Raw genomic sequence first — 18,704 nt, forward strand, 5'->3', positions numbered from 1 at the left:
GACCACATGTGAAGACCCACAGAAAAAGCATTTTTTGTGCCATATTTATAATAATCTTCACAAAGATATTAAAATCAATGCTTTACTGAGGTTTCATCCTGAATTTTGTCGACTAGGCCGATGATTCAGATTCGGACCATTTGCGATAGAATACAAACAGGGGGCTGGAAATTTTCCAGCCCCCTGTCGTTATGGTGTAGAACCCGGTGTGAGCTCTTTACTTAACCGTCAGTTTGGTGGTGATATGATTTTTCTCACCGATGATGCGCATGACATAGATGCCCGGAGCTATACCGTTCAGCGATACGGGCGTCTGTTCACCAGCCTGTATGTCGCCGGCATATTGACTGTACACCTCGGCACCGTTGAGGGCATAGAGGGCAACCGTCACGTGCTGGTCGTCGCTGGGCAGCAGGAAATAGCAACTCTCTGCGGCCGGGTTGGGATAGACCATCGGGCGGGTAGGAGCTCCCACCTCTTCGATACCCGAGAGTTCGAGACAATCGACCAAACCGTTGTAGGCATCGATTTTACCATAGCCCCACAGGTTGTTGCCCACGCCGGCAATGTCGCCCGTGTAGTTGTCGGTCTTGGCCGACTGGGCAAAGATTTCGCGCACCTGCTCGGGTGTGAGAGTAGGTCGGGCCTGCAACCAGGTAGCCAATACACCGGTGACTACCGGCGAGGCCATCGAGGTACCTTCCATCGAACCAAAATAATAGCTCTTGCCGTTGACACTTTCCTCTTCGACTACAAAGTCGTAGTACTCACCTCGGCGGTTGTTGCAGGTTGAGGCGTTGAACGACGATACGATCATCGTACCCGGTGCGGAGATATCGGGCTTCATGCGGCCATCGGCCGTGGGGCCATGGCTCGAGAAGGTGGCCAGTTGATTGATCGTTTGGTATGAGTTGTCATACATCGAACTGTTTTTGTGCGAGATATGATTGCTGCTGGTATAGGCTCCTACGGAGATGATTCGTTTACCGGTACCGCCAATTTCTCCCATGCTGGAGTCGTTGTCGCCGTTGGTAAATCCACTCAATCCGAGGTTGGAGAATGAGGTGTAGGGCGTGTTAGTCCAGGCGTTGATCGTAGTCCCTTCGGTGGACGACACTTCAAATCCTACATAGTAGTTACTTATCGAGAACACATTTTCTATATCGATTGTAATATTCCCTTTGTCGTTGTTGGGATCTTTGGCTGTAGCGATATAGATGTTGCCATAGACACCTGCGGGATTGGATATCTTTTGGCTGGTACTGGTTGCCGTCGAAAAGGCATTGGAAGTATAGACCTTTTTGTTGTTGCGGGGATCGTAAACGATTATTTTAATCGAGAGGGTTTTGTCGGCATCACCCCAGATATCGATGGCCGTACTTTGTTGTTGGCCCAAATCGACCAACGTCTTCAAGGTGTCATTGCTGCTCGATAGAGTCTTTTTTACATGCATGTTGTCTTCGGCTTCGTTACCGGCAGCTCCTACCAGCAAGCGGCCTTCACCTTGCAGCGAGTCGCAGATGCGGTCGAAGGTCGATGTGCCGTCGTGTGGCCCGATGTGGTAACCGAGGCTCATGTTGATGACACAAGGTTTACCCACCGACTCGGCATAGTCGTAGATGTATTTGATACCGTCGCTGATGCTGGTGTTGCTGCTGCTGGTATCGTAGAGGTTGTAGCTTACAAATACCAGGTCGGCATCGGGGGCTATGCCGTAGTATTCGTTACCGTGGTAGGCACCTGCAGCAATACCGGCCACATGGGTGGCGTGACAGTCGTTCATGTCTTGTTGAGCCGCTTCAATCGATTCGGCAGTGGTATATTCGCGGCCGTAGTAGTAGCCCGAAGGAGGTGTACCTGTTGCATTTTGGTTCCATACACGTTTTACACGCAGGGTCTCACCTGCCGTGTCGTAAAAGTTGATGTGGTTGTACTGGAAACCGCCATCGATGATACCGACCACGACATCTTTACCCGTGTAGGCTTGTGTGAGTCCGGTACCGGCGTGCAGGGCATCGACGTTGGAGAAGGTGGCGCTGCGCACATTATCCATGAGTTTGTGTACCGGACGCCCGATTTCGATATATTTGACCGAAGGCAGTTGCGATACGGCTTCCAGACTCTCGGCCGGGATGCGCACCGAGAGGATGGTACCATATTGGGCATTGATGGTCACATTGTTTTCGGCGAGACCTTCGAGGTTGTTCTCGTCGTTGAGGTGGAGAAAGGCCGAGACTATCGTCCGGTTATTCTCTTGAGTTACGGCATAGGTCGATTTCAGCTTTGAGCGTTGAACCGTGGGAGTCGATTCGTAACTGCGCAAAAAGTTCTGAGTCGATGGCGACATCTTCTCTTCGGCATGCAGGCCAAGTTGGCAGAAGAGGGCCAATAAACAAACTGAAAGTAATACTTTTTTCATCTATTTAGTTATTAAAATGTAAGATTCAAGAAACGGTTATCGGGGTTGTACGGGCGACGAAGCCTCGATATAGACAATACCCGGCAGGTTCACGAAACTGGCGAGGCTACGCAACGGCATGCCGAAGCTGTAGGTCGTGTCGTTGTACTTTACGCAGTGGCCTCCCAATTGGGTGAGGCTCTCGGTTGTAAAGCCGGGTGTCGTCTGGAGGAATCCCGTCACGAGATATTCCCCGTTTTGGTTACGCAGGGAGAAGCGTTTGATCAGTTGGGCCGAGGGGGTATATTGCTCGGCCGGTTTCCCCGATTGTGCAACTTCGTCTTTCCAGGCATCCCAAAGCATACGGAATGAGGTAGATACAGATATATCTTTGGGTAGAGTGTAGTTGGTCGTCTCGACCATGTTTTCTGTTTTCGACATATTCTTGTTTGTGTGGCATCCAGCCAGGGCAAAGGCCACCAATAGGGCCATACATGTAAATCTCCACATAGTGATAAATAGTTATCATTAGGCGGGCAAATATAAAAAATTTTTGGTCTGAATGTTATTTTTTTAGACTGAAAATATTGTCATTTGCAAATTTTTAGCTCAAGAATTGCATCAATTGGAGCTTTGATAAATGATTCTGGTAACCGGGATTTACATCCGGTCATTTTGATTTCAGACGCGATGATAGCAACGAGTTCAACTCCTCTTCCGAGGGGTTGTTGGCTACGATGGTACCGTCGGGGCCGAGGAGTACGAAGTGGGGGATACCTTGAATCACATACGACAGAATGGCGTCGGAGTCCCAACCCTTGGGGTCGCCCAGTTGGGGCCACTCCATCTGGTTCTCGTGTACATAGTCGAGCCAGGCCTGGGTATCGGTGTCGAGTGAAATGCCTATGATTGACAGCTGGTTCTTGCCATATCGATTGTAGAGTTGTTTCAGAAAGGGCGTTTGCCGTTGGCAGGGCGGGCACCACGAGGCCCAAAAGTCGAGCAGTACATACTGGCTGTGCCCGATGTATTGCGACAGTGTTACCTCTCGGCCTTCGGGGGTCTGCAGGGTAAGGTCGGTATAGGGCATGTTGGGGGCTACGTTTTTCATGCGGGAGAGCATGCGGGAGAATTTCTGGATGGCCGGATTTTTTTTGAATTCTTTAGCCGCGTTGTCAATGAGTCGCCGTTGTTCGTCTGGAGAAAACAGAAAACTGTTTTGCAGGAACAGATAAACCGAGGTCACGTTGTCGGTATTGGCTGCGATATATTCACGAGTGAGTTGGCCGAGCCCCTCCTGCTCTTTTTCGAACGCCTGTTTCAAGGCCGTGAAGGTACTGTTGGTGAGTCGCCCCGTGAGATAGTCGCTCAAGTAGAGCCGGGTGATGGCCTGAATGTGTTTGTCGAACGTTTGCCGTTGCTCCTCGTAGGCTTGCAGACGGTTGTTGAGCGGAGTCCCCGACAGGTGAGTGGTCGAGTCGAACACGACCTCTATCGTGCCGGGCTCGAGAGCGAGGAGCAGGGGTGGCACTTGTGAGGCCCGTTCGTCGCGCGGTACCAGTATGGCAATGGCCGGTTCGTGTTGGTATCCATTGAATGTAAAGTACCCGTTCTTGACTGTAGCGCTGTCGATGATTTCGAAACGCTGGTCGTTCAGGCGTTGCAGGAATAGGGTCGTGCCATCGGGGAAGAGGTGGGTCTGTCCGTCGATTCTGTATTGGTCGGAACAGTTGACCAGACACGTTGCCAGGGTTATATATCCTATCAGTCGTACTAATTTCATGGTTGTCTTGAATTTCCGTTTATGTATAAACAGAAGATTTTCAACAAGGTTTAACCGACGGGTAGGATTAACAATTGGCCGCCAGGCCGGGTTGACGGTAGGAAGTTGCCCTTGGAGAGCCGATGATTTGAAAGGAAAAGTTATGACATGGACCGGGAGCCGGCCATGTGGCATGAGTCGTCAACGAAACCGCTTGAACATGCGGAATATGCGCGACATGAGCCGGAAGCCCCATATGGCACTTTCGAGCAGAGTGACACCACTGAGCAGGTTGCTCCCGATGTACTTGGTGACCGATCGGGCCTCGGTAAAGGGAGCAATGGCTTGGCGATAGGCCTCATCGACATTTTTTCGCTGTTCGGCGATGGCGGCTTTCAAAGCCTGCCGTCGGGCGGTAATCTCTTCAAGAGTAAGCCCTTGTGAATGGGTTCGCGGGTTATTCATGTTATTGAGGCGTTTTGTCGTTATCGAGTAATACACGTGAGATAAATCGGGTAATTGGGGCCAGTATAAGCCGTTGCTTGAAAATGACAACAATAGCGATAAGCAACAGGAACAGCCCACCGAGCAGGGCATAGCTCCCTACGATTCCCACCAGAGGCTCCAGCAGATAGACCAGGGCAAACGACAGGTATATGCCGGCTCCTACGGCAAGAACCAAAATGATGATGAACAGGACCGACATGCCCAGGATAACCGATATTTTCTCGGTCGCTGTCAACTTGGCATAGTCGATTTGCAGCGAGATGTATTTTTTACTTTCGTCGAAGAGGCGCTTGAATGTATTGTCGGGGGTATCGGACATAACGGTATGGAATTAGAGGAGAAACAGATACATACCGATGAGAGTATCAAAGCCCCTTGGGAGTACCTTGATATTCTCATCGTTACAGGGGCGTAGCTATTTTACGCCTTTTACCTCTTCGGCAATCTGGTCCACGAGTTGCTCCATCTCTTCTTTTTTCAGGTGGATACCTTTGTCGTGAAGCATTTTGCAGATGCGAGCTCTGGTGTCGGAACCTTTTTCGGGCGCGAACAAGATACCGGCTACAGCACCCACGGCGGCTCCGCCGAGGAATGCAAACAGTAAATTAAGACCTTTCATAGTTGTTACATTTTAGATGTGACTATACAAAGATAACAAAACAAACGAAATATTGTTAGCCTGCGATGAGAATAATTTCGCTTTTATGAATTGTTTTACAAAAAATTATAAAGGATAAAAGAGGAGCCGAGTCATGTATCGTTAAAGTTGCTATCTTTGCAGTCGCTTTGTGGAGAGAGGCTTTTTTTAGCACTGTCGGTCACGATTGACAGGAGTGCATGAGGGCTCGATACTCCAAGGTTTTGAGAACAAAGCGAAGATACCAAAAAAGATTTTCGGGAAACTATGTCTGAAGAGTCTATTTTCATTAAAGGGGCACGAGTCAATAACCTCAAGAATATCGATGTAGAGATACCTCGCAACCGGTTTATTGTGATTACGGGGCTGTCGGGGTCGGGTAAATCGTCGTTGGCATTCGATACCCTCTATGCCGAGGGGCAGCGCCGTTATGTAGAGAGCCTGTCGGCTTATGCTCGCCAGTTCTTGGGACGAATGAGTAAGCCCGAGTGTGACTATATCAAAGGCATTCCCCCGGCAATCGCCATCGAACAGAAGGTCAATACCCGCAATCCCCGCTCGACCGTAGGAACCTCGACCGAGATATATGATTACCTGCGTATGCTTTATGCCCGCATTGGCAAGACCTACTCGCCTGTATCGGGTGCGTTGGTCAAGAAACACCAGGTCGAGGATGTGGTCAACTGTGCTCTCGGTTTTCCCGATGGCACCCGGTTTGCTCTGCTCACCAATTTGATTTTGCCCGAGGGTCGCGACTTGAAAACCCATTTGCAGATTTTGCAGAAGGAGGGTTTCCCGCGGGTTGAGGTCGAGGGCCGTTTTGTGGCGATAGAGGATCTGTTGGCCGGTGACACGTTGTCCGATGCCGATCGGGTGCGCCTGGTTATCGACCGCTTGAGTGTGTCGCACGAGAACGATACGATTAGTCGGCTCTCCGATTCGGTCGAGACCGCCTTCTTCGAAGGGGGAGGGGAGTGTATCGTACAGATGCATGCGACCGATGGGGTGAAGGAGTTCAATTTCTCGAAACGTTTCGAGGCCGACGGCATTACTTTCAACGAACCGAGCGACCTGATGTTCAACTTCAACAATCCCGTGGGGGCCTGCCCCAAATGCGAAGGCTTCGGCAGTGTGATTGGTATCGACGAAGATCTGGTGATTCCCAATAAAACCCTCTCGGTCTATGACGATGCCGTGATGTGCTGGCGGGGTGAGAAGATGAGCGAGTGGAAGAGAGACCTTATTCGCCAAGCCGAGTCGCTGCATTTCCCCATACATCGGCCCTACTTCAAACTGACCGACCGCGAGAAAGATATCCTGTGGCATGGGGCTGGCGACTTTGAGGGAATCGACGGCTTCTTTGCCATGCTCGAGGCCAACCAATATAAGATACAGTATCGGGTGATGCTTGCCCGCTACCGGGGCAAGACTACCTGTCCAGTGTGCAAGGGGAGCCGATTGAAACCCGAGGCCGAATATGTGAAGGTGGGAGGGCGATCCATCACCGAGCTGGTGAACTTGCCTATCGGGGAACTGAAAGACTTTTTCGACAAGCTGCAACTTGATGAGCACGATACAGCCGTTGCCAAACGGTTGTTGACCGAGATTAAAAACCGCATACGTTTCTTGCAGGAAGTGGGTCTCGACTACCTCACGCTCAATCGGTTGTCATCGACCCTATCGGGTGGTGAGAGTCAGCGCATCAATCTGGCCACCTCGTTGGGCAGCAGCCTGGTAGGGTCGCTCTATATCCTCGATGAACCCAGCATAGGACTACATTCGCGCGATACGCACCTGCTCATCAAGGTGCTTCGCGAGTTGCAGGAGCTGGGCAACACGGTCGTGGTCGTAGAACACGACGAAGAGATTATTCGGGCTGCCGACTACATCATCGACATAGGTCCGCTGGCCGGTAGGCTGGGGGGCGAGGTCGTATATCAGGGCACTCTTGCGCGGTTACCCAAGGCCACCCGCAGCTATACCATGCGCTATTTGACGGGCGAGTGCAAAATCGAACTGCCGGCCGTGCGCCGCAAGTGGAACCAGTATATCGAAGTCGAGGGCGCTGCACAGAACAACCTGAAATCGGTCAATGTGCGTTTCCCGCTCCATGTAATGACCGTGGTCACGGGAGTGAGCGGTTCGGGCAAATCGTCGCTGGTGCGCGATGTCTTTTACCGGGGCCTCTTGCGCTATTATGGCGAGGGAGGGGAGATGCCGGGAACCTATTCCCGCTTCACGGGCGATATGGATCGTATCAAAGCCGTCGAGTTTGTCGATCAGAACCCTATTGGCAAATCGACTCGATCCAACCCCGCCACCTATTTGAAGGCGTTCGACGAGATACGCAAACTCTTTGCCGACCAGCAAGGAGCCAAGCAGATGGGATTCTCACCGTCGTACTTCTCGTTCAACTCCGAGGGCGGTCGTTGCGAGGAGTGCAAGGGCGAGGGTTCCATTACCGTCGAGATGCAGTTCATGGCCGATATCGTGCTCGAGTGCGAAGCCTGTCACGGGAAACGTTACAAGCAAGAGGTGCTCGAGATTGAGTATCGGGGCAAGAACATTAGCGATGTGCTCGACATGACCATCAATCAGGCCATCGAGTTCTTCTCGGAGGTGGACGGCAGCCAGGAGAAACGCATTGTCAAGCGGCTGAAACCCTTGCAGGATGTGGGGCTGGGATATATCAAACTGGGGCAGTCGTCATCGACTCTCTCGGGCGGTGAGAACCAGCGGGTGAAACTGGCCTATTTCCTCAGCAACGAGCGTCAGGATCCCACGCTCTTCATCTTCGACGAACCCACCACCGGTTTGCACTTCCACGATATCAATACTTTGCTCAAGTCGTTCAACCAACTCATCGACCGGGGGCACACCGTGCTGATCATCGAGCATAACATGGACGTGATCAAATGTGCCGATCACATTATCGACATGGGGCCCGAAGGCGGTAAAGAGGGCGGATATGTCGTATGTACAGGTACGCCCGAAGAGGTGGCCCGTTGCGAGGCCTCCTATACGGGTAAATTCCTGCGTGAGAAATTGGGACTTTAGCGGATGCGGTCCATGCTGCGCACCAGCTGCTCGTCTTTGTTGATGGCTTTATAGGCCAGAATATCGAGCACGAGTGCCACGAAAGGCATGATGTCGTAGGCTGTCCACGAGGTGTGTGTGGCCGACAGGTCTTTCTGGAAAGTATATCCACTCAGGAAAATAATGATGTAGAAGGTTACCAGAAAGAACGCATTGATCATGCAGATTCGGGCCTGTGTGGGCCGGTTCTTATAGAGGAAGATGGCAACGAGCGACAACACGGTGATGACTATTCCCAAAACGAAGACTCCCCATGTAGGCGTGAAGACCGTGGTTTTCGTGACCGTAGCAGCCGCTTCGGCAACATCGGTGGAGGCCGGTTCGGCTATTACGGTAGAGACACCTTGTGAGGTAAAGCTGTAAAGCCCGTCGGGCGTGTCGAACTGGGCAATGGGGCAGAACAGGAATGTGGCCATCAGTGCGGCAGCCAAAAACAGATAGATCGATTGAATACGTTGTATCATAGCTTCTTTTGTATAATTCGTTGAGTATATTTGAGGTTACAATCTCTCGCAAAGATAGTGTAAAGCCGGGGTAGAAACAAATTTTATCTGTTCGAGATTGGGGCAAAAGTTGTCGCTCGGGCAGAACCGGCCATGTAAAAAACGATTGGGAACTCCCTTTCGGGGGGGATGAAGCGGCTTGTAAAGGACAAGCCGTGAAATACGTTTTTGCGGCACACTATTTGCAGGTTAAGTTTGTTATATTGGAGAAAGCTCCTTAAATTTACTACGAATTTAGAACAGAACAGATGATTACGACCGAAATTGTAAAACGGCAATACGAGATATATGCCCTCCTGGCCGAACGCAGGCTCAAGGATGCCTTTGGTAAAATAGCTACACTCATCAACGAGTTGCAAGACTGGCTCAGTCGCGATAAACTCAACGAGATGGAGATGTCGTACAAGTATATGATACAGTATATGCTCGACGGCGTGGAGGATCCCGAGCGCAAACGCATCTATGACCATCTGGTGGTATCGGCCTATGCACTCACCGACCGGGTGTCCGACGAGCTGTCTGCGCAGGTTTCGCCGGCCCAGTACTACGGTTGGCGACGCTATGTGAAGGCCAGTAGAGCCGATGCGACTCTTGCTTCGCAGTGTGACCGTTGCGACCAGGCTCTCAACGATCTTTCGCTTGCCTCGCTGTTGAGCGAACAGGAGCAGGATGCCACCAAAATCAAGTCGTTGAAGCATCAGGTCGAGGATGAGGCGGGAACTCTTTTCATGGATGTGTGGACCAACTATCCCGCCCGTGAGGAGGATTATGCCACCCTGCGTGATGCGCTGTATTCGGGTCGTTTCCCCGACGACCTGGTGGCGCTGTTGATTTCGGCCCTGTTGCTGAATCTGCTGCACCGTTTCGACGAAGAGAAGCTGTTGGTACTGCTCGACGGTTACCGGCAGACTTCGCCCGAGATACAACTGCGCTCATTGTGCGCCGCCCTTATCGTGATGTATATGTATCGGGAGCGACTGCCGCTGTTCAAGAGTGTGCAGCATCGCATCGATGCCCTGGGCGAGGAACCCGGGTTCAAGAGCGATGTGCGCAACATATTCCTGCAATTCATCAAGACTCAGGAGACCGAGAAGATTACTCGCAAGATGACCGAGGAGCTGCTCCCCGAGATGATGAAACTGGGGCCGTCGCTCTACAAGAAAATCAAACAGGAAGACCTCATGAACGATATCAATGCCCTCGAGGAGAATCCCGAGTGGCAGGAAATGCTCGACAAAACGGGCATCGCCGATAAATTGAAAGAGCTCACCGACCTGCAAATGGAGGGGGCCGATGTCTTCATGAGTACCTTCTCTCACCTCAAGAGTTTCCCCTTCTTCCAGTTGATACAAAACTGGTTCATGCCGTTTACGCCCCAACATACTGCTTTGGCCGGGATGCTCGACGGCAAGGGGGGCGAGATGTTCAAGAAGATGCTCTCGGCCTCGTCGCTGCTGTGCAACTCCGACAAGTATTCGTTCTGTCTGAGCTTGTCGCAGGTGCCTGAGGCGCAGCGCCAGGTGATGATGGGGCAGTTTGGAGCCGAGAATGCAGCCCTGCAGGAGATGGCCAACGAGGAACTCTTGAAGAAAGAGCATACCCGCGAGAACATATCCAACCGCTATATTCAGGATCTATATCGGTTCTTCAAACTCTATATCCGCCGGTCGGAGTTTATCGACCCCTTTGCCCAGCACATCAACCTGCTGCATGTATCTGTTCTCGAGCCGCTGTTGAGCGGGCAGGATAGCCTGCGTCTTATTGGCGAGTACTACTTCCGCCGCGGTTATTACGACGATGCCCTCGAACTGTTTGAACGGCTTTCGGCTACCTATCACTCCGATACCGAAATATACCAGAAGATAGGCTTCTGCTACCAGAAGAGGGGAGAGTATGCCGAGGCACTCGAGGCTTTCCTCAAGGCCGAAATCATTGCTCCCGACAACTTCTGGACCATCAGGCGCATCGCTACCTGTTACCGCAACCTGAAGAAACCCGAGATGGCCCTCTCGTATTATCATCGGGCCGAGAAGATACAGCCCGACAACCTGTCGGTACAGATGAACATAGGCCACTGCTATGTCGAGCAGAAAGATTATGAAGAGGCGCTTAAATACTATTTCAAGGTCGATTACCTCGACCCCGACGGCGGAAAAGCCTGGCGACCCATTGCCTGGTGTTCGTTCCTGGTAGGGAAGAAAGAGCAGGCACAGCGCTATTATGCAAAAATCCTGACGGCAAAACCTACGGCACTCGACTATCTCAATGCCGGGCATGTGGAGTTTTCGTTGGGACACATCAGGCAGGCCATCGACTACTATCGTCGCAGCATCGAACTCGACGGGGGCGATACCGGCAAGTTTATCGCCAACTTCAAGCAGGATGTCCCCGACCTGGTGGCCTCCGGTATCTCGTCGAGCGATATTCCCATCCTGCTCGACCAACTCATGTATGGGATTACCGATGCCCGTTAAGGAACGATAATAGGCGTTTTTTGCCCATACACGTATTCTCGTTCGTCGTTTATTGCCTATCTTTGCACACCCATAGAGAAATGGGTAGATGCATATGAAACGAATAACTTGTTTTTTGGTCTTTTGGATTGCCTTCGTACAGCTGCCTGTATGGGGAGCTTCGCTGGCCGATTATCGAGAGAAACTATACGACTTGTTTATCGAGCAGAAAATTCCCCAATGGGGAGCCGTGCTGTCGCAGATGAGTGCCGATCAGTCGTGTGCCACACTCGAGGGGCGGCACGAAATCCTGTGCGGATATTATGGTCTGGTGGGCCACTTGGTCGATAAGAAGCGGAAAACCGAAGCGCAGAACTATCTGAAAACGGCCTTGGCTCTTGCCGACAAATATAAAAAACAGTATCCCCGAGATGCCCGTTTCAAGGCTTTATATTCCAATCTGCTGGGCCTCAAAATAGCCCTTTCGCCTTTGAAGGCTACCACGCTGGCATCCAATATGCTTTCGACCGCTCGTGAAGCTTACCGGATAGCGCCCAACGACAGTTGGGTATCCATCCTGTATGGCAACATACTCTTTTACATGCCCGGCATGTTTGGGGGCGACAAGGCCAAGGGCCTCGAGTGTTATCGGCATGCCCGGCAGACGATGGAGAAGAATCTCTCGACCAATTCGCACCACTGGCTCTATGTGCAGTTGCTGGTGACCATAGGCGTGGTCTATGAGCATGACGGGAATTACGAACAGGCTCTTTCCATGTATAAGAACATAATGAACAAATATCCCGACTATGCATTTGTGCGCGAGGTGCTCTATCCTCGAGCCCAAAAAGCAGTGCGGGAGAAACAGTAAGCTATGAACGATTATATGCAGGTGCGGCTCGATGTGAAGCCGTGTAGCGAGGTAGCTACCGATGTGTTGGCTGCCATGTTGGGCGAAATCGGTTACGAGAGTTTTGTTCCCGACGGAGAGGGGGTAACCGCCTTTGTACCTCAGGGAAAATATGATGAGGAGCAACTCAAGTCGATACTGAACCGGTTCCCTCTCGAGGGGGTATCGGTCGAGTGGCAAGTATCCTTTGTCCCGGGGCAGGACTGGAACGAAGAGTGGGAGAAAAATTATTTCAAACCCATTGTCGTGGGCGACGAATGTGTGATACACAGTACATTCCATAAAGATGTGCCCCAGGCCCGATACGATGTGCTCATCGATCCCAAGATGGCCTTCGGTACCGGCCATCACGAAACAACCACTCTCATGTTGCAGGCTATTTTGGCCACCGATTTCACGGGGCGGTCGGTACTCGATATGGGATGTGGCACGGCCGTACTGGCCATATTGGCCGGCATGAAGGGGGCTTCGCCCGTGGTGGCAGTCGATATCGACGAGTTTGCGACCGAGAATGCCCAGGAAAACGTGCGGCTGAATCGTGTGCCCGATATTGAGATACGCCTGGGTGGTGTCGAGGTCCTGAAACAAGAGACGTTCGATTTTATTTTTGCCAACATCAACCGCAACATACTGCTGGCCGATATGCACGCCTATGTCGATCGCATGACGAGCGGGTCGCGCCTGTTCATGAGTGGATTCTATGTGGAGGATATCCCGGCTATACAGGCCGAGGCCGAGCGGTTGGGATTGCGAATGGCCGGGCATGCCGAGAAAAATCGGTGGGCCCGGGTAGAGTGTGTGAAAGATTAACGAGTCATGATGCGCAAAGTTTGGCATTGGACAAAACGTATAGTTTTGTTCTTTTTTCTCTCGACGATGATAGTCGTGCTGCTATACCGGTTTATACCGGTGTATGTCACCCCGTTGATGCTCATTCGATCGGTTGAACAGTTGGCCAGCGGACAAAAAGTCGAGTGGCACCACCATTGGGTACCCATCGAAAAGATGTCGCGGTATATGCCCATGGCTGTCATTGCCTCGGAGGATAACCGGTACATGACCCATCACGGTTTTGATTTCGAGGAACTGAAGAAGGTAATCAAGAAGAACAAGCACCGCAAGCGTCCTCGTGGAGCCAGCACCATTACGCAACAAACCGCCAAGAACGTGTTTCTGTGGCCCGGGCACTCCTATGTGCGCAAGGGCCTCGAGGCCTATTTCACCGTACTCATCGAGCTGTTTTGGGGAAAAGAGCGCATCATGGAGGTCTATCTCAACTCCATAGAGACAGGCAAAGGTATCTATGGGGTAGAGGCGGTAGCCCAGCAACACTTTCATAAGACAGCTGCTCGCCTCACACGGTCGCAGTGCGCGCTCATTGCCGCCACGCTACCCAATCCCAGGCGTTTTAATTCAGCAGCACCATCGGGGTATATGTTGAGGCGCCAGTCACAAATCGTATCGTTGATGGGGAAGATTGCACCGGTCGATTTTACAAAATGAAAAGGGGAGGGTGTGTCTTTCGAGGTTAATCCAATTGCGATTGTTCCATCTCTTGTCGCAGCACTTCTATTCTCTTTTGATAATTTTTGATGAGTTCTTGCAGTAGTTCAATTTCTTGCTGTTTCGAATTATGTAAAGCGGTCTTGTTGTTTGATATATTTTTAATATTTTTATAAGTTTTAACAGGCTCAAGAGCGGTAAAATTATTATCCGCTTTATCGATGATATAGGGATTTGGACTAATAAAATAGGACTCTTGGCACTCGTTGTCGCTGACCAGCGTAAAGAAATCGGAGATGGGAAGATTCCAATGGTTGGCAATGTTCAACAGAACATTGATATTCATGTTTCCTCCTCTTACGGCTTTGCCTATCGTATTCTTGTCCAATCCCAGCTCTTTAGCTGCATCTTTGTAGGTTAGGCCTTTCCGATGCAAAAATTTTCGCAGCAAGTCTCCAGAATAAACAAGCTTTTTACCCTCTTTCATAGGAACAAAAGTGTAAACAGTTAAATCCAATTCAAACCTATTATGTTAGTTTGTTCTCTACTAATATATAAAAAAAAATCGACAACTGTGCTGTAATGCTTGTTGTATGGGATATTTTAGGCGATGAAACGACATGGACAAGGGGTTAATTCAATGCTTTACAGTATGCATAAAAATTACAGAAAAAATTCTTTATTTCGAACTATTTGTACTATTTTTGTTGGCAAATGTCGGGCACAAGAAATTTAATCTGTGCTTGACCTTATTTTGTGAACAATCCAATCAATAAATAGTTTGGCTTAAACAACTTAACTAATAACAACTATGGCAGAAAGTAAAGAAAAACTGTTTGACCAGTTCCCGCCGGTCTCCACGCAAGAATGGAAAGACAAGGTCATCGCCGACCTGAAAGGAGCTGATTTTGACAAAAAACTCGTATGGAGGACAAACGAAGGGTTTAACGTAAACCCCATGTATCGTGCCGAGGATATTGCGAATTTGCATACCACCGATTCGCTTCCCGGTGAGTATCCTTTCGTGCGGGGAACCCGTACCGACAACAACTGGCTGGTGCGTCAGGATATCAAGGTTACCGATGTCAAAGAGGCTAATGCCAAGGCTTTGGACATCCTCACAAAAGGAGTAGAGTCGCTGGGCTTTGAGATTTCGAAAGATTTGATTTCGGTAGAGAATCTGGAAACTTTGCTGCATGGTATCGATGTGGAGAAAGTCGAACTGAACTTCTCCTCTTGCATGAAAAGCACGGTGAAACTTGCCGAGACGGTAGCCGCCTATCTCAAAACGACAGGCGCCGATCTGACGAAAGTATCGGGATCTATCCGTTTCAATCCGTTCAAGCGCATGTTGACCAAGGGTCGCGATTTTGCCGACTATGCCGATGAGGCAGTGGCTGTCATCAATGCCGTGAAGGAGTTACCTCGGTTCAGAGTGCTGGCTGTCGATGCCGTGATGCTGAACAACGCAGGCTCTTTCATCACCCAGGAATTGGGCTTTGCTCTGGCCTGGGGTAACGAGTGGCTGGCCGCTCTCACCGAGAAGGGTCTGACCATTGACGAAGTAGCCAACCGGGTAAAATTCAACTTTGGTATATCGTCCAACTATTTTATGGAACTGGCCAAATTCCGGGCTGCTCGTATGCTGTGGGCTCAGATTGTAAAACAATACAATCCTGCTTGCGACTGCGCTTGCAAGATGGTCGCTCACGCACAAACCTCGGAGTTCAATCAAACCGTTTTCGATGCATATGTCAATCTGCTCCGTTCACAGACCGAGACTATGTCGGCAGCCTTGGCCGGTGTAGATTCAATCACCACGACTCCCTTCGACAAGGCCTACAAAGAGCCCGATGAATTTTCGGAGCGTATCGCCCGCAACCAGCAACTGTTGCTCAAGGAAGAGTCGCATATCAACCGCATTACCGACCCGGGAGCCGGTTCGTACTATGTCGAGACCCTTACGGTATCGATTGCCGAGCAGGCTTGGAAACTCTTCCTCGAGGTCGAGGAAAAAGGCGGTTTCTACAAAGCCGTGAAAGAGGGCTTCGTTCAGAACCAGGTAAACGCTTCGGCCGAGACTCGTCATACTAATGTAGCTCGCCGCAAAGAGATTCTGTTGGGTACCAACCAATACCCCAACTTCAACGAGGTAGCTGGTGACAAGATAGTCAAAGGCGAGGCCTGCGGTTGCGGTTGCAGCAAACACGAAGGCGAACACCACTGCGAACCCGAATTCCCCGTATTGAATACCAAGCGTGCCGCCAGCGACTTTGAAGCCTTGCGCCTGGCCACCGAGCGTTCGGGCAAACGTCCTTCGGTATTCATGCTCACTATCGGCAACCTGGCCATGCGTCTGGCCCGTTCGCAATTCTCGGCCAACTTCTTTGCTTGTGCCGGATACAAGATTATCGACAACCTCGGTTTCGAAACCGTACAGGCCGGTATCGATGCAGCTATCGAAGCTAAAGCCGATATCGTGGTACTCTGCTCGAGCGACGACGAATATGCACAATATGCTCCCGAAGCCTTCAAGCTGCTCGACGGGCGTGCTCTCTTTGTCGTAGCCGGTGCTCCTGCATGTATGGACGACTTGAAAGCTCAGGGCATCACCGAGTTTATCCATGTTCGTTCCAATGTACTTGATACGTTGAGATCGTTTAACGAAAAACTTTCGATCTGAGAAAGTCGTTCAATTTTGTATCACTCAAGAAAAACAAAAAACAATGAGACCTAATTTTAAGAATATAGATATTACAAAGGATGCTTTCGCTCACTCGGCAGGGAAAGTAGCCAGCGAGGGTGAGAACTGGATAACTCCAGAACAGATTCCCGTTAAACCCATTTATACCAAAGAAGACCTCGAGGGTCTTGAACACCTCAATTATGTAGCCGGTATCCCGCCTTTCCTGCGTGGCCCGTACAGCGGCATGTATGCAATTCGTCCCTGGACCATCCGTCAGTATGCAGGTTTCTCCACGGCCGAAGAGTCCAACGCCTTCTATCGCCGCAACCTGGCTTCGGGTCAGAAAGGTCTTTCAGTAGCCTTCGACCTCCCCACACACCGTGGCTACGATGCCGATCACGAACGTGTAGTAGGCGATGTGGGTAAAGCCGGTGTATCTATCTGCTCGCTCGAGGATATGAAAGTGCTCTTCGACGGTATCCCCTTGAACAAGATGTCGGTATCGATGACGATGAACGGTGCCGTACTTCCCATCCTGGCCTTCTATATCAACGCCGGTCTGGAACAGGGAGCCAAACTCGAAGAGATGGCCGGTACGATCCAGAACGATATCCTCAAGGAGTTCATGGTGCGTAACACCTACATCTATCCGCCCGAATTCTCGATGCGTATCATTGCCGATATCTTCGAGTTCACCTCGCAGTATATGCCCAAGTTCAACTCGATTTCGATTTCGGGTTACCACATGCAAGAGGCTGGTGCCACGGCCGATATCGAGTTGGCCTATACGCTGGCCGACGGTCTCGAGTACTTGCGTGCCGGTATCAATGCCGGTATGGACATCGACTCGTTTGCACCGCGTTTGTCGTTCTTCTGGGCCATCGGTATGAACTTCTTCATGGAGATTGCCAAGATGCGTGCCGCCCGTATGTTGTGGGCCAAGATTGTAAAACAGTTCAATCCCAAGAACCCCAAATCGCTTGCTCTGCGCACACACTCGCAAACGTCGGGTTGGTCGCTCACCGAGCAAGACCCCTTCAACAACGTGGGCCGTACTTGTATCGAGGCTATGGGTGCCGCACTGGGTCACACCCAATCGTTGCACACCAACGCTCTCGACGAAGCCATTGCGCTGCCTACCGACTTCTCGGCACGTATCGCCCGTAACACGCAGATCTACATCCAGGAAGAGACCTACATTACCAAGGAGATTGACCCCTGGGCCGGTTCATACTATGTAGAGGCTCTTACCAACGAGCTCGCACACAAAGCTTGGGAGCACATCCAGGAAATCGAGAAACTGGGTGGTATGGCCAAGGCTATCGAGACCGGTATTCCCAAACTCCGTATCGAGGAGGCTGCCGCTCGCACGCAGGCTCGTATCGACTCGGGCAAACAGACTATCGTGGGTGTGAACAAATACCGTCTCGAGAAAGAGGAGCCCATCGATATTCTCGAAGTCGATAATACCGCTGTTCGTAAAGAGCAGATCGAGCGTTTGCAGTATCTGAAATCGCACCGCGACAACGACGCCGTCAAAGCCGCCCTCGATGCCATCACCGAGTGTGTGAAGACCAAGCAGGGCAACTTGCTCGACTTGGCAGTCAAGGCTGCCAAAGTTCGCGCTACGTTGGGCGAAATCTCCTATGCTTGCGAGAAGGTAGTAGGTCGTTATAAAGCAGTAATCAGAACAATATCAGGCGTGTATTCATCAGAAACCAAAAAAGATGCCGATTTCGTTCGGGCAACGGAATTGTGCGAAAAATTTGCCAAGAAAGAAGGTCGTCAACCGCGTATCATGATTGCGAAGATGGGTCAGGACGGACACGACCGTGGTGCTAAAGTAGTTGCTACGGGTTATGCCGACTGCGGTTTCGACGTAGATATGGGTCCGTTGTTCCAGACTCCGGCCGAGGCTGCTCGCCAGGCTGTCGAGAACGACGTACATGTGTTGGGTGTCTCTTCATTGGCTGCCGGTCACAAGACTTTGATTCCCCAGGTAATCGAGGAGTTGAAGAAGTTGGGCCGCGAAGATATCGTAGTGATTGCCGGTGGTGTTATTCCCCCGCAAGATTACGACTTCCTCTACAAGGCCGGTGTGGCTGCCATCTTTGGTCCTGGTACCTCGGTAGCCAAAGCCGCTTGTCAAATTCTCGAAATTCTTCTCGACGAATAATCTTTTGACAGAAGATATAAACTCAGGCAGGGCGCGACCTTATTGGGTTGCGCCCTGTTTTTTATCTGGGGAG

At 50.9% G+C, this 18,704-nt stretch carries 15 protein-coding genes; 7 read left to right on the forward strand and 8 right to left on the reverse strand.

Going from position 1 to position 18,704, the window contains the following annotated elements:
* Positions 1 to 217: 217 nt before the first annotated feature.
* The 6 genes from B5G10_RS00005 to B5G10_RS00030 all read right to left on the reverse strand — a co-directional run bounded on the left by B5G10_RS00005 (position 218) and on the right by B5G10_RS00030 (position 5,286).
* On the reverse strand, positions 218 to 2,419 hold the full coding sequence (locus B5G10_RS00005; RefSeq protein ID WP_087422725.1) for a S8 family peptidase: 2,202 nt from the start codon (positions 2,417 to 2,419) through the stop codon (positions 218 to 220).
* 36 nt (positions 2,420 to 2,455) lie between these two features.
* Positions 2,456 to 2,839 carry a hypothetical protein gene (locus tag B5G10_RS00010; RefSeq protein WP_143241010.1) on the reverse strand — a complete coding sequence of 128 codons (384 nt, stop codon included), beginning with the start codon at positions 2,837 to 2,839 and terminating at the stop codon, positions 2,456 to 2,458.
* A gap of 229 nt (positions 2,840 to 3,068) precedes the next feature.
* Positions 3,069 to 4,181, reverse strand: a complete 1,113-nt coding sequence (locus B5G10_RS00015; protein ID WP_158098747.1) for a thioredoxin-like domain-containing protein — start codon at positions 4,179 to 4,181, stop codon at positions 3,069 to 3,071.
* A 180-nt stretch (positions 4,182 to 4,361) separates the two neighbouring features.
* Positions 4,362 to 4,625 carry a hypothetical protein gene (locus B5G10_RS00020; protein ID WP_087422728.1) on the reverse strand — a complete coding sequence of 88 codons (264 nt, stop codon included), beginning with the start codon at positions 4,623 to 4,625 and terminating at the stop codon, positions 4,362 to 4,364.
* A 1-nt stretch (position 4,626) separates the two neighbouring features.
* Entirely contained in the window at positions 4,627 to 4,986 is a 360-nt protein-coding gene (locus B5G10_RS00025) for a phage holin family protein (RefSeq protein WP_087422729.1), read from the reverse strand.
* Between the two features lie 96 nt (positions 4,987 to 5,082).
* Positions 5,083 to 5,286: a YtxH domain-containing protein gene (locus B5G10_RS00030; RefSeq protein ID WP_087422730.1), complete on the reverse strand. Its 204-nt coding sequence runs from the start codon at positions 5,284 to 5,286 to the stop codon at positions 5,083 to 5,085.
* Between the two features lie 285 nt (positions 5,287 to 5,571).
* On the opposite strand from B5G10_RS00030, the gene uvrA reads away from it, so the two are divergent.
* Positions 5,572 to 8,361: an excinuclease ABC subunit UvrA gene (gene uvrA, locus B5G10_RS00035; RefSeq protein ID WP_087422731.1), complete on the forward strand. Its 2,790-nt coding sequence runs from the start codon at positions 5,572 to 5,574 to the stop codon at positions 8,359 to 8,361.
* Here uvrA and B5G10_RS00040 read toward each other — a convergent pair.
* Positions 8,358 to 8,864 (reverse strand): DUF4293 domain-containing protein, encoded by a 507-nt coding sequence (locus B5G10_RS00040; protein WP_087422732.1) that lies wholly within the window; start codon positions 8,862 to 8,864, stop codon positions 8,358 to 8,360. The genes uvrA and B5G10_RS00040 overlap by 4 nt on opposite strands.
* Positions 8,865 to 9,151: 287 nt before the next feature.
* Here B5G10_RS00040 and B5G10_RS00045 point away from each other — a divergent pair, with 287 nt between their 5' ends.
* The 4 genes from B5G10_RS00045 to mtgA all read left to right on the forward strand — a co-directional run bounded on the left by B5G10_RS00045 (position 9,152) and on the right by mtgA (position 13,769).
* Positions 9,152 to 11,377 (forward strand): tetratricopeptide repeat protein, encoded by a 2,226-nt coding sequence (locus B5G10_RS00045; protein WP_087422733.1) that lies wholly within the window; start codon positions 9,152 to 9,154, stop codon positions 11,375 to 11,377.
* 94 nt (positions 11,378 to 11,471) lie between these two features.
* Positions 11,472 to 12,227 (forward strand): hypothetical protein, encoded by a 756-nt coding sequence (locus tag B5G10_RS00050; RefSeq protein WP_143241011.1) that lies wholly within the window; start codon positions 11,472 to 11,474, stop codon positions 12,225 to 12,227.
* 3 nt (positions 12,228 to 12,230) lie between these two features.
* On the forward strand, positions 12,231 to 13,076 hold the full coding sequence (gene prmA, locus B5G10_RS00055; protein ID WP_087422735.1) for a 50S ribosomal protein L11 methyltransferase: 846 nt from the start codon (positions 12,231 to 12,233) through the stop codon (positions 13,074 to 13,076).
* A 9-nt stretch (positions 13,077 to 13,085) separates the two neighbouring features.
* Positions 13,086 to 13,769 (forward strand): monofunctional biosynthetic peptidoglycan transglycosylase, encoded by a 684-nt coding sequence (mtgA, locus tag B5G10_RS00060; protein ID WP_087422937.1) that lies wholly within the window; start codon positions 13,086 to 13,088, stop codon positions 13,767 to 13,769.
* 25 nt (positions 13,770 to 13,794) lie between these two features.
* On the opposite strand, the gene B5G10_RS00065 is transcribed toward mtgA, so the two are convergent.
* A complete protein-coding gene (locus B5G10_RS00065) occupies positions 13,795 to 14,256 on the reverse strand; it encodes a helix-turn-helix transcriptional regulator (RefSeq protein WP_143241012.1) in 462 nt (153 codons plus the stop codon).
* A 324-nt stretch (positions 14,257 to 14,580) separates the two neighbouring features.
* Between B5G10_RS00065 and mutA the strand changes: the two genes are divergently transcribed.
* Entirely contained in the window at positions 14,581 to 16,452 is a 1,872-nt protein-coding gene (mutA, locus tag B5G10_RS00070) for a methylmalonyl-CoA mutase small subunit (RefSeq protein ID WP_087422737.1), read from the forward strand.
* Positions 16,453 to 16,495: 43 nt separating this feature from the next.
* Positions 16,496 to 18,631, forward strand: a complete 2,136-nt coding sequence (scpA, locus tag B5G10_RS00075; protein ID WP_087422738.1) for a methylmalonyl-CoA mutase — start codon at positions 16,496 to 16,498, stop codon at positions 18,629 to 18,631.
* The last annotated feature ends 73 nt before the right edge of the window (positions 18,632 to 18,704 follow it).

The sequence above is a fragment of the Barnesiella sp. An55 genome, from assembly GCF_002161555.1.
Lineage (GTDB): Bacteria > Bacteroidota > Bacteroidia > Bacteroidales > Barnesiellaceae > Barnesiella > Barnesiella merdipullorum.

Excerpts from the sequence above, each read along its gene's own strand:
- B5G10_RS00020 (WP_087422728.1), bottom strand. The coding sequence starts at position 4,625 with ATGAATAACCCGCGAACCCATTCACAAGGGCTTACTCTTGAAGAGATT.
- B5G10_RS00015 (WP_158098747.1), bottom strand. The coding sequence starts at position 4,181 with ATGAAATTAGTACGACTGATAGGATATATAACCCTGGCAACGTGTCTG.
- B5G10_RS00030 (WP_087422730.1), bottom strand. The coding sequence starts at position 5,286 with ATGAAAGGTCTTAATTTACTGTTTGCATTCCTCGGCGGAGCCGCCGTG.
- B5G10_RS00010 (WP_143241010.1), bottom strand. The coding sequence starts at position 2,839 with ATGTCGAAAACAGAAAACATGGTCGAGACGACCAACTACACTCTACCC.
- mutA (WP_087422737.1), top strand. The coding sequence starts at position 14,581 with ATGGCAGAAAGTAAAGAAAAACTGTTTGACCAGTTCCCGCCGGTCTCC.
- B5G10_RS00005 (WP_087422725.1), bottom strand. The coding sequence starts at position 2,419 with ATGAAAAAAGTATTACTTTCAGTTTGTTTATTGGCCCTCTTCTGCCAA.
- uvrA (WP_087422731.1), top strand. The coding sequence starts at position 5,572 with ATGTCTGAAGAGTCTATTTTCATTAAAGGGGCACGAGTCAATAACCTC.
- B5G10_RS00040 (WP_087422732.1), bottom strand. The coding sequence starts at position 8,864 with ATGATACAACGTATTCAATCGATCTATCTGTTTTTGGCTGCCGCACTG.
- scpA (WP_087422738.1), top strand. The coding sequence starts at position 16,496 with ATGAGACCTAATTTTAAGAATATAGATATTACAAAGGATGCTTTCGCT.
- mtgA (WP_087422937.1), top strand. The coding sequence starts at position 13,086 with ATGCGCAAAGTTTGGCATTGGACAAAACGTATAGTTTTGTTCTTTTTT.
- B5G10_RS00045 (WP_087422733.1), top strand. The coding sequence starts at position 9,152 with ATGATTACGACCGAAATTGTAAAACGGCAATACGAGATATATGCCCTC.
- B5G10_RS00065 (WP_143241012.1), bottom strand. The coding sequence starts at position 14,256 with ATGAAAGAGGGTAAAAAGCTTGTTTATTCTGGAGACTTGCTGCGAAAA.
- prmA (WP_087422735.1), top strand. The coding sequence starts at position 12,231 with ATGAACGATTATATGCAGGTGCGGCTCGATGTGAAGCCGTGTAGCGAG.
- B5G10_RS00025 (WP_087422729.1), bottom strand. The coding sequence starts at position 4,986 with ATGTCCGATACCCCCGACAATACATTCAAGCGCCTCTTCGACGAAAGT.
- B5G10_RS00050 (WP_143241011.1), top strand. The coding sequence starts at position 11,472 with ATGAAACGAATAACTTGTTTTTTGGTCTTTTGGATTGCCTTCGTACAG.